Origin of the sequence: Asticcacaulis excentricus (assembly GCF_003966695.1) — a bacterium.
GTDB classification, from domain to species: domain Bacteria; phylum Pseudomonadota; class Alphaproteobacteria; order Caulobacterales; family Caulobacteraceae; genus Asticcacaulis; species Asticcacaulis excentricus_A.
Map to the genome: position 1 here is coordinate 1066311 of NZ_AP018827.1, position 15647 is coordinate 1081957.

Below are 15647 nucleotides of genomic sequence, written 5' to 3' on the forward strand. Positions count from 1 at the left end.
TTGCCCCCGTATCGGAGTAGCCCTATGGCGCGTCTTTTCGGAGCCTATGTGATCGTTGACTGGAGCGCCGCCGAGGGCAAGAAGACCGGCGAGTCTTCGGTATGGATCGGCGTGATGAAGCGCGATGTGCGTTTTCGCCTGTCCTACGAGGGGCATAATCCGGCCACGCGCGCCGAGGCCGTTGCGCTGCTGAAAACCCTTCTCGCCGATCTGCACAAGCGCGGCGATCGCGTTTTCGTGGGATTTGATTTTAATTTCGGCTTCCCGCGCGGCACGGCGGCGAAGCTCGGCCTCGAGGGCTGGGCCCAGATGTGGGACTTCGTCATCAAAAACGTCGTTGATAAGCCCGACAACACCAATAACCGCTTTGCCGTCGCCGCCAAGATGAACCGGCTGATGACCGATGAGGCCTATCCCTTCTGGGGCTGCCCCAAGAGCGCGGCGCAGAAGTGGCTTTCGACGCTGAAACCCGCCTCTTACGGCGACTTCCCTGAGTTTCGCCTGACCGAAGAGGCTGCACGCAAGCTCGGTAAATCATCACAGGCCAAGAGCGTGTGGCAGATGCACGGCGCAGGCGTGGTCGGCGGTCAGACCCTGCTGGGGATTCCGGCGGTGCGCGCGGTGAAGACGGCCCTTGACGGCAAGGCGGTCATCTGGCCGTTTGACACTGGCTTTGGCGCGCTGAACGAAGACACGCTGGACGGCGTGAACACCGTGCTGGCCGAAATCTATCCGTCCCTCTATCCCGGCGTTGCGGAACCCGGCGAAGTCAAGGACGCGGCCCAAGTGCGCCTGACGGCCACGGCTCTGGCTGAACTGGACGACAAGGACGCGCTGGCCTCCAAATTTGCCGCCCCGGCCCACCTCAGCGCCGACGAAGCCGCCATCGCGCTAGGTGAAGAAGGGTGGATTTTGGGAGTCTGATCGGGGCCGGGCTTATTCTGTGGGGACCGCGCGCATAGCGGTCAGGGCCTTTTTGTCCAGCCACATAAAACGCGCCTGCAGCAGGATGGCCGACACCCAACTGGCCAAGGCCGCCGCATAGATCAGGCCAGGCACCCCCTGCCCGACGTGCAGCGCCAGCCAATAGCCCACCGGCAGCATGACCAGCCCGTAGGCGATATAGTGCAGCACCGGTGCCACCACGACGTCCTGACGCGCGCGCAGGGCCTGCGCCGTCACCACCTGCACGCCATCGGGCACAAAGAACAGGCAGGACAGCAAGAGCGCGGCCTGCACCCCGCCGCGCAGGGCGTCGTCCGACGTATAGCCCGCCGCAATCCACTGCGACCCGATCAGCACCACCAGACAGACGCCCATCATGAACGCCGCCGCGGCCGAAAAACTGATGCGGCCCATACGCGCCAGACCGGGCATGTCCCCGGCCCCATAGGCGCGACCGACCAGCACCGAACAGCCGATAGCCAGCCCCATCGGCACCATGAAGACGATGGAGGCGAAATTGAGCACAATGGTCCAAACGGCGACCGCTTCTTGCGAAATGCGCCCGGCAAACAGGGTCATGCCGGCAAAGGCCGCCACCTCGATGAAGTAGGATGCCCCGGCGGCATAGCCGATCTGACGCTGTTCGCGCCCGCCTTGCGGGTCGGGCTTGTGTCGCTTCAACAGGCCATATTGCGCAATGCACGGCAGGGTCAGGACATAGACGATCAGCGCCACCATAACGCAGGCGCGTGCGATCAGGGTCGAAAGGGCCGCGCCCATCGCCCCGTCGCTGTCGATGCCCGGAAGGGTCACGACGCCCGGCACCAGCACCAGCAACAGCACGCCATTGATGACATTGCCCGCCCAGGTGAAGACAAGGCCCGGACGGGTCCGCCCCAGTCCTTCGAGAAACTCCGAACCCGCCACGGCGATCATGTAAAACGGCATGGACAGGGCAAAAACCAGCAGAGGGCCGGATGCGCCGTCGGCCATGTCCGGCTTGACGGCCAGATGCAGCAGACCCGGCCCGGCGAGGAACAGCACCACTGCCGCGAAAAGACCAAGGACGATGGCATAGACCATGCCGCGCTGAAACACCGGCCCGATGCGGTGCGGCTCATCGGCCCCGATAAAGTGCGCCGTCTTGACCTGAATCCCGACCAGCAGGCCGATGGAGGTGACGAGGAAGATCGAGGTCGGGGCCCAGGCCAGCGAATGATAGCCCAGTTCCGCCGCGCTGTAGTGCCCGACGATCAGCGTGTCCATAAGCCCCATCAGCATGAAGCCGAGACGCGACCCCACCACCGGCCACGACAGATGGATCAGTTCCTTGAAGGCGGCGGTGTAGAGGGCTCTGGTCATGCCCCCGCCTGTAGCCGGTTTCGCTTACTGCATCAACGCCGTGATCACGGCTCTGCTGACAGGGTGTGTCAGGTGGCGCGCACAAAAAAGGGCCGCCGAAGCGACCCTTTTCATAGTGCACGTAACGTCAGGCCTAAGCCGCCTTGGTCACCTTGTCTTTCAGGCCTTGCAGACGCTCAGCCACCAGGAAGCTCAGTTCCAGCGCCTGATCCGCATTGAGGCGCGGGTCGCAGTGCGTGTGGTAGCGGTGGCTCAGTTCGTCTTCGCTCAGAGCGTGCGCGCCGCCCAGACATTCGGTGACGTTCTGACCGGTCATCTCAAGGTGCAGGCCACCCGGATGGACGTTTTCCGACGCCGCGATGTCGATGAAGGAACGCACTTCCGACAGGATGCGGTCGAAGGGGCGCGTCTTGTAACCATTGGCCGCCTTGACGACATTGCCGTGCATGGGGTCGATCGACCACACCACCGGCACACCGTGTTCGCGCGACGCCTTCATCAGACGCGGCAGGCGCTCACCCACCTTGTCCGAACCAAAGCGCCCGATCAGGGTCAGACGCCCCGGAATGCCTTCCGGATTCAGCGCGTCGATCAGACGCTTCAGATCGTCGGGTTCCAGCGTCGGACCACACTTGACGCCGATGGGGTTCTTGATCCCCTGCATGAAGTGGACATGCGCGCCATCGAGCTGACGGGTGCGCTCACCGATCCACAGGAAGTGGGCCGAGGTGTCGTACCAGTCGCCAGAGGTCGAATCGACGCGCGTCAGAGCCTGCTCGTAATTGAGCAGCAGCGCTTCGTGCGAAGTGAAGAAATCGACCTGACGGATTTCCTGCGCCTTGTCCGAAGTGATCCCGATGGCCGACATGAAGTTCAGCGTTTCGGAAATCTTTTCGGCCAGTTCGCGGTAACGCTCACCCTGCGGCGAACCGGACACGAAGCCCAGAGTCCACTTGTGGATGTTGTAGAGGTCCGCATAGCCGCCATTGGCGAAGGCACGCAGCAGGTTCAGGGTCGAAGACGACTGATGGTAGGCCTTGACCAGACGCTGCGGGTCCGGAATGCGCGCTTCGGGCGTGAATTCCATCCCGTTGATATTGTCGCCGCGATAGCTGGGCAGGGTCACATCGCCGATGGTTTCCACAGGCGAGGAGCGCGGCTTGCCGAACTGACCCGCGATGCGGCCCAGCTTGACCACCGGCTTGCCGCCGGCAAAGGTCAGCACCACGGCCATCTGAAGGATCAGGCGGAAGGTGTCGCGGATATTGTCGGCCGAAAACTCCTTGAAGCTTTCGGCGCAGTCGCCGCCCTGCAACAGGAAGGCTTCGCCATTGGCGACCTTACCCAGCGCAGAGGTCAGGCGGCGAGCTTCACCGGCGAAGACCAGCGGCGGCAGCGTGGCGATTTCGGCCTCAGCGGCACGTAACGCCGCCGCATCGGGGTAATCGTCAGGGATGTGGAGCGCGGGGCGCGCGCGCCAGCTATGGGGAGACCAGGACTTGTTCATGGCCGCTATTTAAGCGGAGGGCGAAGCAAACTCAATATCCACAATCGTCGAAATCTGCCAAAACCGCTGAGAACACAGTAATTTATAGTATATTCCGCAACTACACCCTGTTTTTCAGACCTTTTGTGAGGCGGTACGCGCCATCAGATAGATGGCCGTCACCAGCGCCATCAGGGCCAGCCACCACTCCTGCCAGATGCCGAAGCTGAGCTGTGCAATGACAAAGACCGCTGACAGGGTGGCCAAAGCATAGGGCCGCGGATCGGTCTGTATCGGGGCACCGGCTGTGGACAATTCGCTCAATTCAACAAAGGCTTCGACAGGCGCTTCCGGGGCCCCGCGCCCGATGCGCAGGATCAGCAGCACCCACACGGCCGCCAGCAGGAACAGGCCGATATAGCCCAGTTCCAGCCCCACCTGAATCGACATGTTGTGCGGATGTAGCGGGATGGGCTTGCCGAAATGGCGGCTGGAATCGAAGCCCCAGCCCAGAAACGGCTTTTGCAGAATCTTCTGGACCGCGAACTCCCAGATATCGAGGCGCGCATCCCACGAGGCGGGCAGGAACTGACGCACATTGTCACCCCAGCCCAGACGCCGGATGGCGTCGATGATCAGCGGCGTGAACAGGATCTTGAAGCCCACCAACGTGGCCATGACCTTATAGATGCTGAAACCACCCACAACCGGAAAACGCCGGGCGACCCAGAACACCGTCACCGACACGATCAGGGCCAGCAAGGGCGCGCTTGCCCCCGTCACCAGCGGCGCCAGCACACAGGCCGCCAGCGCGATCAGTTTCAGGATACGGAAGCGATGCTCTCCGGCCAGCATGACGGGCCAGTACAGGAGTACAAAGGCGTAGGTGGCCAGCGACACCTTGACCATGGCGAGGTCCGGGCGGATGGGCTGATACAGCGCCGCCGAAACGGCCTGATAGACGCGCGCGCCGGACAAGGCATCAACAATAATCAGGCCACACAGCCCGATATAGGCATAGAGCAGACCGGTCATCAAACCGGACGCCGTTTTTGGCTTCATCGACCAAGCGGCGAGGATCAGAGCCCCGTACCACACAGGCTGAAGCATGACCTTCAGCCATTCCTGATCTTCCCAGGTCTTGTACTGACTGAAATCGGCCCCGCTATTAAGATCGTAAAGCAGGGTCGAACGCGACACCAGCCACAACAACAGGACCAGCAGCACCACACCGATCCAGCCGAAACGACCTGCATAGCGCCAGTACCCCAGCAGCAGCAGCCCGCCAAAGGTCGCCGTCAACGCGTAGCCCAGCGGTCCGGCATAGGTGAACAGCGCCAGAAAGACGAGCGTGATCCCCATGATCACACCCGTGTAGGAGGGCAATGGCAATTTTGAAGCTTTGGTCGGGGTCATGTGCACAATCTTTTCGCGAACGCCCCGCTCATAGGTCCGAATTGGTGCAGGAATAAGACAAAAATTGCTGCACCGCAATATTTATCCCCAGGCTTAGAGCCACGCTTACGCCATCCGCTTGTCCCTGAGCGTGACGAACTCTTCCGCTGCTGTTGGGTGGACGGCGCAGGTAGCGTCCCACTGGGCCTTGGTCAGGCCCGCCTTCACGGCGATACCGGCCATCTGGATGATTTCCGCCGAGTCCGGCCCGACCATGTGCGCGCCCAGCACCACATCGGTCTTGTGATCGACGATCAGCTTCATAAGCGTGCGGCTTTCGCCCGCCACAAAGCTCGTCTTCATGGGACGGAAACGCGCCGTATAGATATCGACGCGGATACCACGCGCCACGGCGTCCTGTTCGGTGAGGCCCACCGTACCTATCTGCGGCTGCGAAAACACCGCCGTGGGGATATTGGCGTAGTCATAGGCCGTCGGATTGTCTTTGAACGCCGTCTCGACAAAGGCCACGGCCTCACGGATGGCCACGGGCGTCAGGTTGCAGCGATTGGTGACGTCGCCCACCGCAAAGATATGCTCAACCGCGGTGCGCGAATAGGCATCGACCACCACGGCCCCGTCGCGGTCCAGCTCAACCCCAACCTCGGTCAGGCCCAGCCCGTCCGTATGCGGACGGCGGCCGGTGGCATAGAGCACCTGATCGACCGTCAGTTCGGTGTCATCGGTGAGGGTAATTTTTATACCCTTATCGGTTTTTTCCAGTTTTTTGGGGTCGGCGTGGCACATGACCTTGATGCCCTTCTTGCCGATCTCCTGCGTCAGGTGCTCGCGCACCTCCTGATCGAAGGCGCGCAGGATCTGATCGCCGCGATAGAGGATGTGCGTATCGACGCCAAAGCCGTTCATGACACCGGCAAACTCAACGGCGATATAGCCGCCGCCGACGATGGCGATGGACTTCGGCAGTTTATCCAGCAGGAACATGTCGTTGGAGCTGATGGCCAATTCATGCCCTTCGACCGCTTCCGGCACGAAGGGCTGACCCCCGACGGCGATCAAGATGGTTTTGGCGGTCACCTCATAGGGGGCGTCGCCATTGGTCGGCGTCAGGTGCAGCGTATGCGGCCCGGTGAGCTTCGCCCAGGCGGGGATCAGGTCCGCCCCGGCCTTGACCAGATTGGCGGCATAGATGTCCGACAGGCGCGACACCTCAGCCAGATTGGCATTGCGGAACTTGGTCCAGTCGAAGCGGCCCGTCTGCGCCTCCCAGCCAAAGCCGCGCGCATAGGCCACCTGCTCCGGCACTTCGGAGGCATAGACCATGAACTTTTTGGGGACGCAGCCGCGCACCACGCAGGTGCCGCCCGGCTTGTCGCCTTCGGCCACGCCGACCTTGAGGCCCAGTTGCGCGCTCAGCCGCGCCGCGCGCACCCCGCCAGAGCCGGCCCCCAGCACAAAAAGATCATAGTCGAATGTGGACATGTCGCGCTTTCTTACGGATGGAGGATATCGACGCCGCTATCGGTGCCGATCAGCGCAATGTCAGCCAGATCGAGGAACAGGCCGTGATCGACGACCCCCGTGGTGGCTTTCAGCGCGCTGGCCAGTCCGGAAGGATCAAGGATCGCCCCGCACGGCACGTCAAAGATAAGATTGCCGCCGTCGGTCACAAAGGGCTCACCGCCTTTTTTCCGTAAAACCGGCAATTTGGCGATGTCAAACTCGCTCAGCACGTCGCAGATGCGGTTGATCGTACCCTTATAGGCAAAGGGCTCGACCTCGATCGGCAAGGCAAAGGCCCCCAGCGTGGCCACGTGCTTGGCCGCATCGGCGATGACGATACAGCGGTCGGCCATTTCCCAGATCAGCTTTTCCCGCAAAAGCGCGCCGCCGCCGCCCTTGATCAGGGCCAGCCCGGCCCCAATTTCGTCCGCGCCATCGACGCAGACATCCAGCTTGCCCACATCGTTGATATCCCTGATCTCCAGCCCCAGAGACTGCGCCAGATGCGTCGTCTGGTTCGAGGTGGAAACGAGCGTCAGCTTCAGCCCGCCCTGCACGGCGTCGGCCACGGCCTTGACGAACCAGGCGGCCGTGGAGCCGGTCCCAAGCCCGACCTTCATGCCGTTTTCGATATGGTCAATGGCGGCCAGCCCGGCGGCCTGTTTCTGGGTATCGGCGGACATGACTTAACCTTTCTTTTGGGCGGCTTTTTCCGCCGCCTTGCGTTCACGGAAGGCCCTAGCCCATCCGGCCTTTTCGGTCTGGCGCGAACGCTCAAAGGCCAGCGCGTCAGCGGGCACATCCTCCGTAATCACCGAACCCGATCCGGTGATGGCCCCGGCCCCCACCGTCACCGGCGCAACCAGCGAGGCGTTAGAGCCGACAAAGGCCCCTTCGCCGATGATCGTGCGGTGCTTGAAATAGCCATCATAATTACAGAAGATGGTGCCCGCGCCGATATTGGCCTTCGCGCCGACCTCGCCGTCGCCCAGATAGCTGAGGTGATTGGCCTTGGCCCCCTCACCGATCCTGACGTTCTTCACCTCGACAAAATTGCCAATGTGCACATCCTTGCCGATATCGGCCCCCGGACGCAGGCGGGCATAGGGACCGATCAGCGCCCCTTCGGCAACGCTGGCCCCCTCAAGGTGCGAAAAGGCGCGGATCACCGCCCCTGAGGCAACGCTCACCCCTTCGGCAAAGACGACATTGGGCTCAACCACCACGCCCGGCGCGATGTGCGTGTCCCACGACAGGAAGACGGTCTCCGGCGCAGGCATGGTCACGCCGTTCAGCATCAGGGCCTTGCGGCGGCGCGATTGCCAGATGGCTTCGGCCGCCGCCAGTTCGACCTGAGAATTGACGCCCGTGACATCCTCTTCAGCTACGAAACAGACCTTGGGTTTCAACCCACGGCCCTTGGCGATGCCCACCACGTCGGTCAGGTAATATTCGCCCTTGGCATTGTCGTTACGCACTTCGTCCAGCAGGGCGAACAGGGTGGCGCGATCCGCCGCCAGCACGCCGGAATTGCAAGCGCGGATAGCCAGTTGTTCCGCCGTCGCCTCCTTGGCCTCGACAATGGCGCTGAGGTCGTCCGTTCCTTCGATGACCAGACGGCCATAGGCCCCCGGATCGGCGGCCTCAAAACCCAGAACCGCCAGATCGGCGGTCTTGGCCAGATCGAACACGGTCTTGAGCGTCTGCGTGTCGATCAGCGGGCAATCGGCATAGGAGACCACGACCTGACCATCGAAATCGCTGAGCGCCGCCTTGGCCGCCAACACCGCATGACCCGTCCCCAGCGGCGGGTCCTGCACCACCACGCTGTCGGCCCCCAGACGCTGACGCGCGCTGTCGCCGACCTGCGGCGAATGGGCCCCGACCACGACAATGATGCGCTCACAGTTCAGCCCTTCGGCCGCATCGATGGCCAGGTCCATCATGGCCCGACCGGCCACCCGGTGCAGCACCTTGGGCAGCGTCGATTTCATGCGCGTGCCCTGTCCAGCCGCCAGAATGATGGCGGCGCGTTTGCGGTTTTGGCTCATTGTCGTGATTCACCTGTTGCCGTTTGGCCCGATTTAGACCAAAGCACCGGCGAATTGAACGTGAAAAACACCCGCCGGAGCGATTTTGCCCATGACGACCCTTCCTGACCTCAGCGGATACGGTATCGCCTTCGATCTCGATGGCACGCTGGTGGAAACCGCGCCGGACATTATCGGCACGCTGAACGCCATTCTGGCCGAATACGACGTGCCGCCCTTCCCTTACGAAGCGGCGCGCAGTCTGGTCGGGCGCGGGGCGCGCTCATTAATCCAGCGCGGCTTTGCGGCAGCCAATGTGCCGCTCAGCGAAGAGGCCGAACTGCCCATGGTCGGGCGCTTTCTCGACCTCTATCGCGACCGCATTGATCAGGAAAGCCACGCCTTTCCGGGGCTTGAGGCCGCTCTGGATCAACTGAGCGCCGCGGGCGCGACGCTCGCCGTCTGTACCAACAAGCCGACGGCCCTGTCGGAACTGCTGCTGACCCGGCTCGGCCTGATCGGGCGCTTCGGCTCGGTGCGCGGGGCGGATAGTGTGCCGCTCAAAAAGCCTGATGCCGACCACCTGAAGGCCTGCGCCGACGATCTGAACCTGCCGCTGGAAAAAATGCTGTTGATCGGCGATTCCGAAACCGACTATCTGACGGCGCAAAACGCGGGCGTCCCCTGCGTACTGGTGAGCTTCGGCTATTGCGATACGCCGATGGAGGCGATGTCACCCGCCGCCCTGATCGACCATTTCGACGAACTGCCCACAGCCATCGCCTCTATCCTGCGATAAAAGCTCTTGTCAGGGCGGCGCGCAGCGACTAATAAGCGCGCTCCCTGCTTTGGATGGACGCGTAGCTCAGCGGGAGAGCATTCGCTTCACACGCGAAGGGTCACAGGTTCAATCCCTGTCGCGTCCACCATTTCTCCTCAGTCATCGACATAAATGCTCTCAAACTGTTGCCTCATAACGGCTTTGATCATTCGTGCGTCATCGTCTCCCCACGGTCTCATGACGATTGTGCGGAGGGAGTGTTACGATTCGATGGTCTGCTAAGCCAGAATCTCTCAACAGAATCAGCAGCTAATGGCTTACAGCCTGTTACGATTCCCTGTTACGATTCTGTGCGTTCACCATCGGTTTGGCATCGACTTACTGACCCTCCACAAAACGATCAGTCCTCGGACGATAATCAAGGCTCAGGACAGGGTTACTTCTGAACATACTTATGGAAAATCTCGCCGCCCTTGGTGACGGAGTAATGGTAAGGCTTGCCGCAGCCGGCGCGTGATTTACCGAGGGTGCCGTCCCGGTTCGGGTAATATTCTTGCTTATGTACAAAATCGACGAACATGATGTCGGTATAGTGTTTGCCACCATATGACTCCGACTGCTGGCCCCGCGTCAGCGCCCGCCAACACTCCGGGTTATTGCCGGTCTTGGCAAAATCTTCGTAGACCTTACTCAAAGCGGGTATCCAATCGGCGGGCAGCTTAGCCCAATGCGGATCAGTGTCATCATAGAAATTGTCGTGGATGATCCGGCGCTTTGTCTCGGCATCCACTTGCTGCTGCGTTTGCGCGACGACGGGCGACGACATAAGCAGGATCGCGCCCGATACCATCGCCATCGACGCCAAAACGCGGTTCCATACCTTCATCGTTCATCCCCCTGTTGTTATTAACGCTGAAACTATGGCTGATCGAGTGCCGGGTCAATGACCTGACCGGTTATCTCGATCCGTCCAGCGCAACGTCAGGACGCGTCGATAAAAACACGAGATATCGACATGAGAAGCGTGCCTCCCTCACTGCGCGAACTATTAAGTTTTACTGAGCAGTTGTAGGACAATTCGCCGTAAATCACCCTAATCCGGACAAGCCTAAGCCGTCTTGGTCGCTTCGGCGCTGTCGGACTCGTCGTCGGTCAGGATGCGTTCCAGTTCCTTCTGGCTAAGGCGCGTGAAGTTGACCAAATCAGGCTCAGAATCGAAAAACGCGAAGGATTTTCGCAGGGTCACGATGTCGTGTTGTAAGAAGGCCTGCGCGCGGCGTTCGACCTGGGCCTTGGGCGCGCCCATGCTGATCAGGGCTTCGCGCGCTACCGCCATCGACGAGTCCAGCGTTTCGCGGTGGTAGTAGTCCACCCCCGCCCGGTCCAGTTCATAGGCGTGGCGGCGGTTGCGCGCCCGCGCGAACACCTTGAGATGCGGGAAGTTTTCCTTGGCCAGTTGCACGATCTTCACCGCGCCTTCGGCATCGTCGATGGCCACAATCAGCATCCGCGCCTGATCGGCACCGGCGCTGCGCAGCACATCCAGCCGCGTCGCGTCGCCGAAATAGGCCCGATTGATACCAAAGCGTTGCAGAAGCTCGATCTGGTCCGGGTTGTTCTCCAGAATGGTCACGGTCACGCCCTGCGAGCGCAGGAAGCGCCCGATGATCTGACCGAAGCGGCCAAACCCGGCGATGATGACGCTGTTGCGTTCCTCAATGGCGTCCGGTGCGCGTTCGGGCAGGAGCGAGAGGAAGCGCGGCACGACATAGCGCGTAAACAGCTCAAGGCAGATCGGGGTGATGCCGATGGAGATAGCCACCACCAGCGTCAGGAAGCGGCGCAGATCGGGCGTCAGAAGCCCTAACTGCCCCGACAACTGAAACAGCACAAAGGCGAACTCCCCGCCCTGCGCCAGGGACAGGGCCAGCCCAGATCCGGCGATATTGTCCATACCAAACCGCCGCGCCAGAGCGTATAGAATCAAGCCCTTAATGGCCATCAGCCCGACGACCGCCAGCATAAGCTGCACCGGCTGGGTCAGCAGACGATCGACGTCCATCCCCATGCCGACCGAGATGAAAAACAGGCCGAGCAAGAGCCCCTTGAACGGCTGAATGTCGGTTTCAATCGTCGTCTTATAGGGGGAGTTGGCCAGAACGACGCCGCCCAGAAACGCACCCAGTGCCGGGGATACGCCGACCAGTTGCATCAGCAGCGTCACCCCAACGACCAGCGCCAGAGAGGTGGCCGTAAACACTTCGCGCAGATTGGTCCGCGCGATACGGGGCAGGAAATAGCGCGACAGAAGCTGCCCGCCGGCAATGACCATGGCGATGGTGGACAGGCCCGCCAGCGCCTGCGCCCACACCGGCAGGTGTTCCACCAGACTGGCCCCATGCGCCGCCGGAGCCTGCCCGCCGCCTACCGCCAGAAGCGGAATGATGATCAGGATGGGGATGACGGCAATGTCCTGAAACAGCAGGACGGAGAAGGTGGTTTCGCCGACCTGGGTCTGTATCAGGTGCTTTTCTTCCAGCATCTGAAGCACCAGCGCCGTGGACGACATGGACAGCGCCATGCCGATGGCCAGCGCCGTCTGCCAGCTCAGATTGAGGCCGAACTTGCCGAGCACCAGAATCGTCCCCATCAGGGCCAGAGACGATAAAACGACCTGAAGCCCGCCCATGCCGACAATGGTGCGCCGCAGCCGCCACAGAAGCGCGGGCTCAAGCTCAAGGCCGATAAGGAACATCATCATCACCACGCCGAATTCGGCAAAGTGCATGGTCGAGGTAACGCGGTCGATAAAGCCCAGACCTGACGGCCCGATCAGGATACCGGCGATGAGATAGCCCAGCACCGCCCCCAGCTTGAATCGCGCCGCCAGCGGCACGACCAGACAGGCCGCCGCCAGAAACACAAATACATTCAGCAGTAATCCCGTATCCACATGCCGTCTCCGCAATCGTCGTCAGAAGATAGGGGCGTTCGGGGGGCTTTCACAATAGCTTGACTGGCAAAAAGCCTTCCCAGGGCCGCTGCGGTTGACAGTCTGTCGCCGGTCGTCTCAACTGTGATCATGAGTGACCTTTCGTCTCCGGACCTCTTCACCCTGACCGAACGCGGCGGACCGCTGGTTATTGCTGCGCCGCATGTCGGGACGTACCTGCCGCCGGACATTGCGGCCCGACTCAATCCGGTGGGTTTGTCGGTGATGGAGACGGACTTCCACGTCCATCGCCTGTACGATTTTGCGGCTGAGCTTGAGGCGACGACCCTGTTTGCCACCCATTCGCGCTACGTGGTCGATCTCAACCGCGATCCGCACTCTTCGCCCCTCTATCCGGGGATGTTTGAAACCGGCCTGTGCCCGTTGAGCGATTTCGACCGCAATCCCATCTATCTCGAAGGGCAGGAACCGAGCCTTGCCGAGACCGAACAGCGGCGTTTTCAGTACTGGTTTCCCTATCACGCCCGACTTGAAGAGGTGCTGGAGGCGACGCGCCAGCGCCACGGCTTTGCGCTGCTGATCGACGCCCATTCGATCCGCCCGTCGATCCCGCTGCTGTTTGACGGCGCGCTGCCCGATCTCAGCTTCGGCTCCGATAGCGGGCGCACCCTGCCGCCCGTGGTGATCAAGGCTCTGCGAGGCTGGATGCAGCGCACGACCGACTGGACCAGCGTGCTGGATGGGCGTTTCAAGGGCGGCTTCACCACGCGCGGTCACGGGCGACCCGAAGACCACATCTACGCCCTGCAAATCGAGATCGTGCAAAGCTGCTATCTCGACATGAACGACCCCACCCGTTTCGACCCGCAACGCGCCCGGCCTTTGTCGCAAACGCTGAAACCGCTGCTGGAGACCTTGATTTCGGCGGCGAAACAGGCCAAGTGAGCCGCGAAATTTCCAAGCTTCTCCGGAGAGCCTCATGAGCGCGCGCGGCAATATTATCGACGGCTTCGGCTACGCCAAGGGTCTGCGCGAACGCATCGCCGGGCGCGTGGCGACGCTTAAGGCCGAACACGGCCTGACGCCCTGTCTGGTGGTGGTGATCGTCGGCGAAGACCCGGCTAGCCAGATCTATGTCAAGAACAAAGGCGAGACGACGAAGGCCGTCGGCATGGAAAGCCGCACCATCGTCCTGCCAGCGGACACGACCGAGGCCGATCTGCTGAAACTGATCGGCGAACTGAATGCTGATACCGGCGTCAACGGCATACTGGTGCAACTGCCCCTGCCCGCGCATATGTCGTCACTAAAGGTCATCGACGCCATCGACCCGCTGAAGGATGTCGATGGCTTTCATGTGCAGAATGCCGGGCGTCTGGCCGTGGGCCTCGACGCCATTGTCCCCTGCACGCCGCTGGGCTCGCTAATGCTGCTGAAGGACGCGCTCAAGACGCACGGTGACGGCAATCTGTCGGGCCTCAATGCCGTGATCGTCGGGCGCTCCAACATCGTGGGCAAGCCGATGGCGCAGCTTCTGCTCAATGAAAACTGCACCGTGACGATCGCCCATTCGCGCACCACCAACCTGCCGGAGTTGTGCCGCACCGCCGATGTGCTGGTCGCCGCCGTCGGGCGTCCGAAATTCATCCAAGGCGACTGGGTGAAGGACGGGGCCTATGTGATCGACGTCGGCATCAACCGCATCGAGGTCGAGGGCAAAAGCAAGATCGTCGGCGATGTCGATTTCGACGCCGCCCTGCCGCGCGCTACGGCCATCACGCCGGTGCCCAAGGGCGTCGGTCCGATGACCATTGCCTGCCTGCTTAACAACACCTTACAAGCGGCCTGCGTGCAGCACGGCCTGCCCGTCCCCGGCGACCTGTAAAACATGAGCGCGGGTGTCGTCATCATCGGAGCAGGTCACGCCGGCGGATCGGCGGCGGCCTTCCTGCGCCAGTACGGCTACGAAGGTCCGATCACCCTGATCGGGGACGAACCGCACCTGCCCTACCAGCGCCCCCCCTGTCGAAGGCCTGGCTGAAGGGCGAGGCGTCGGGCGACGACCTCTATCTGCGGCCGCAGGACTTCTATGACGACGCGAATATCGCCGCCTGGCTTGAGCGCCGCGTCGAGGCCATCGATACGGCAGGCAAGACCGTCACCATCGACGGCCAACCCATCGGCTATGAGCACCTGATCATCGCCACCGGTTCAAAGGCGCGACCTTTCGGCTGTCCCGGTGCCGAGGCTACGCCTTATCATCTGCTGCGCACCATTGCCGACGCCGAATGGCTCAAGCCGCACCTGAGGGCCGGCCAACGCATCGGCCTGATCGGCGCGGGCTATGTGGGGCTGGAAGTCGCCGCCTCCGCGCGCAAGCTGGGCAGCACGGTGACGGTGTTTGAGCGCGAAAGCCGCATTCTAGCGCGCGTCGCCTCGCCCGTTCTGTCGGAAGCCTTTACGCGCATCCACCGCGATAACGGCGTCAATCTGATCACCGGAGCCGAGGTGGTGCGTGTGAGTGCCGACGGTGATTTGCGCCGCGTGCATATTGCCGATGGCGCGGTGCATGAATTCGATGTGCTGCTGGTGGGCATAGGCGCCCTGCCCGCCGATGATCTGGCGCAGGCCGCCGGTATCACGTGTGCAAACGGCATCGTCGTCGATCCCGAAGCCCGTACCTCGGCCGCGAATGTGTTTGCCATCGGCGACGTGACCTCGCGCGAGGTCAGGCCGTGGTACGAGGGCCGCTATCGGCTGGAAAGCGTGCCGAGCGCGCTGGAGCAGGCCAAGCAGGCCGCCGCCGCCATTACCGGCTTCAAGGCCCCGCCGCCCGAAGTGCCGTGGTTCTGGTCCGATCAGTACGACTATAAGCTCCAGATTGCGGGCCTGACGCGCGCCGATGCCAAACTGATCACGCGCGGTGATCCGGCAACAGGGGTCTTCAGCGTGTTTCATCTGAACGCCGATCAGCAGGTCATCTGCGTCGAAAGCGTCAATCGCCCGGCGGATTTTATGGCGGGCAAGCAATTGATTCATAAGGCTATGGTGGTGGAAGATAGCGTCATCGCCGATGCCGACGCCTCACTGAAACCCTATTTGCAGCCTGCTCGCTAAAACCTGCTGCATTGCGGCAATTTGCGCATGACAGGGGGTGGCGTTTCGGTCTAG

At 61.9% G+C, this 15647-nt stretch carries 12 protein-coding genes, 1 tRNA gene and 1 pseudogene; 6 read left to right on the top strand and 8 right to left on the bottom strand.

The window, feature by feature from the left end; genetic code table 11:
* The first annotated feature begins 24 nt into the window (after window positions 1-24).
* A complete protein-coding gene (locus EM6_RS04865; protein WP_126420669.1) occupies window positions 25-924 on the top strand; it encodes a cobalamin biosynthesis protein CbiG in 900 nt (299 codons plus the stop codon).
* A gap of 12 nt (window positions 925-936) precedes the next feature.
* Here EM6_RS04865 and EM6_RS04870 read toward each other — a convergent pair whose 3' ends face one another.
* The 6 genes from EM6_RS04870 to glmU form a co-directional block, all read right to left on the bottom strand.
* On the bottom strand, window positions 937-2307 hold the full coding sequence (locus EM6_RS04870) for an MATE family efflux transporter (protein ID WP_126420671.1): 1371 nt from the start codon (window positions 2305-2307) through the stop codon (window positions 937-939).
* Window positions 2308-2440: 133 nt separating this feature from the next.
* Window positions 2441-3814, bottom strand: coding sequence for a class II 3-deoxy-7-phosphoheptulonate synthase (locus EM6_RS04875; protein ID WP_126420673.1), 1374 nt, complete (start codon window positions 3812-3814; stop codon window positions 2441-2443).
* Between the two features lie 114 nt (window positions 3815-3928).
* Window positions 3929-5209, bottom strand: coding sequence for an O-antigen ligase family protein (locus tag EM6_RS04880; RefSeq protein WP_126420675.1), 1281 nt, complete (start codon window positions 5207-5209; stop codon window positions 3929-3931).
* A 105-nt stretch (window positions 5210-5314) separates the two neighbouring features.
* On the bottom strand, window positions 5315-6691 hold the full coding sequence (gene gor / locus EM6_RS04885; RefSeq protein ID WP_126420677.1) for a glutathione-disulfide reductase: 1377 nt from the start codon (window positions 6689-6691) through the stop codon (window positions 5315-5317).
* Between the two features lie 11 nt (window positions 6692-6702).
* On the bottom strand, window positions 6703-7395 hold the full coding sequence (gene rpiA, locus EM6_RS04890; protein WP_126420679.1) for a ribose-5-phosphate isomerase RpiA: 693 nt from the start codon (window positions 7393-7395) through the stop codon (window positions 6703-6705).
* A gap of 3 nt (window positions 7396-7398) precedes the next feature.
* Window positions 7399-8763, bottom strand: coding sequence for a bifunctional UDP-N-acetylglucosamine diphosphorylase/glucosamine-1-phosphate N-acetyltransferase GlmU (gene glmU / locus EM6_RS04895; RefSeq protein ID WP_126420681.1), 1365 nt, complete (start codon window positions 8761-8763; stop codon window positions 7399-7401).
* 91 nt (window positions 8764-8854) lie between these two features.
* On the opposite strand from glmU, the gene EM6_RS04900 reads away from it, so the two are divergent.
* The gene (locus EM6_RS04900) at window positions 8855-9541 is read left to right on the top strand and encodes an HAD-IA family hydrolase (RefSeq protein WP_126420683.1); all 687 of its coding nucleotides are present in this window, start codon (window positions 8855-8857) and stop codon (window positions 9539-9541) included.
* A gap of 55 nt (window positions 9542-9596) precedes the next feature.
* Window positions 9597-9671 (top strand) — tRNA-Val (locus EM6_RS04905).
* A 288-nt stretch (window positions 9672-9959) separates the two neighbouring features.
* On the opposite strand, the gene EM6_RS04910 is transcribed toward EM6_RS04905, so the two are convergent.
* Both EM6_RS04910 and EM6_RS04915 read right to left on the bottom strand, forming a co-directional pair.
* Window positions 9960-10409 carry a hypothetical protein gene (locus EM6_RS04910; protein WP_126420685.1) on the bottom strand — a complete coding sequence of 150 codons (450 nt, stop codon included), beginning with the start codon at window positions 10407-10409 and terminating at the stop codon, window positions 9960-9962.
* 222 nt (window positions 10410-10631) lie between these two features.
* Window positions 10632-12476, bottom strand: coding sequence for a monovalent cation:proton antiporter-2 (CPA2) family protein (locus EM6_RS04915; RefSeq protein ID WP_126420687.1), 1845 nt, complete (start codon window positions 12474-12476; stop codon window positions 10632-10634).
* Between the two features lie 129 nt (window positions 12477-12605).
* On the opposite strand from EM6_RS04915, the gene EM6_RS04920 reads away from it, so the two are divergent.
* From EM6_RS04920 to EM6_RS04930, 3 genes and pseudogenes are all read left to right on the top strand, one after another.
* The gene (locus tag EM6_RS04920; RefSeq protein ID WP_126420689.1) at window positions 12606-13421 is read left to right on the top strand and encodes an N-formylglutamate amidohydrolase; all 816 of its coding nucleotides are present in this window, start codon (window positions 12606-12608) and stop codon (window positions 13419-13421) included.
* A gap of 34 nt (window positions 13422-13455) precedes the next feature.
* On the top strand, window positions 13456-14361 hold the full coding sequence (folD, locus tag EM6_RS04925) for a bifunctional methylenetetrahydrofolate dehydrogenase/methenyltetrahydrofolate cyclohydrolase FolD (protein ID WP_126420691.1): 906 nt from the start codon (window positions 13456-13458) through the stop codon (window positions 14359-14361).
* Between the two features lie 3 nt (window positions 14362-14364).
* Window positions 14365-15593 (top strand): annotated as a pseudogene (locus EM6_RS04930) (NAD(P)/FAD-dependent oxidoreductase).
* Window positions 15594-15647 lie beyond the last annotated feature (54 nt).

What these genes read in the sequence shown, in the direction of transcription:
- EM6_RS04920 (WP_126420689.1), top strand. Translation starts at nt 12,606, where the DNA reads ATGAGTGACCTTTCGTCTCCGGACCTCTTCACCCTGACCGAACGCGGC.
- EM6_RS04865 (WP_126420669.1), top strand. Translation starts at nt 25, where the DNA reads ATGGCGCGTCTTTTCGGAGCCTATGTGATCGTTGACTGGAGCGCCGCC.
- glmU (WP_126420681.1), bottom strand. Translation starts at nt 8,763, where the DNA reads ATGAGCCAAAACCGCAAACGCGCCGCCATCATTCTGGCGGCTGGACAG.
- EM6_RS04870 (WP_126420671.1), bottom strand. Translation starts at nt 2,307, where the DNA reads ATGACCAGAGCCCTCTACACCGCCGCCTTCAAGGAACTGATCCATCTG.
- folD (WP_126420691.1), top strand. Translation starts at nt 13,456, where the DNA reads ATGAGCGCGCGCGGCAATATTATCGACGGCTTCGGCTACGCCAAGGGT.
- EM6_RS04900 (WP_126420683.1), top strand. Translation starts at nt 8,855, where the DNA reads ATGACGACCCTTCCTGACCTCAGCGGATACGGTATCGCCTTCGATCTC.
- gor (WP_126420677.1), bottom strand. Translation starts at nt 6,691, where the DNA reads ATGTCCACATTCGACTATGATCTTTTTGTGCTGGGGGCCGGCTCTGGC.
- EM6_RS04875 (WP_126420673.1), bottom strand. Translation starts at nt 3,814, where the DNA reads ATGAACAAGTCCTGGTCTCCCCATAGCTGGCGCGCGCGCCCCGCGCTC.
- rpiA (WP_126420679.1), bottom strand. Translation starts at nt 7,395, where the DNA reads ATGTCCGCCGATACCCAGAAACAGGCCGCCGGGCTGGCCGCCATTGAC.
- EM6_RS04910 (WP_126420685.1), bottom strand. Translation starts at nt 10,409, where the DNA reads ATGAAGGTATGGAACCGCGTTTTGGCGTCGATGGCGATGGTATCGGGC.
- EM6_RS04880 (WP_126420675.1), bottom strand. Translation starts at nt 5,209, where the DNA reads ATGACCCCGACCAAAGCTTCAAAATTGCCATTGCCCTCCTACACGGGT.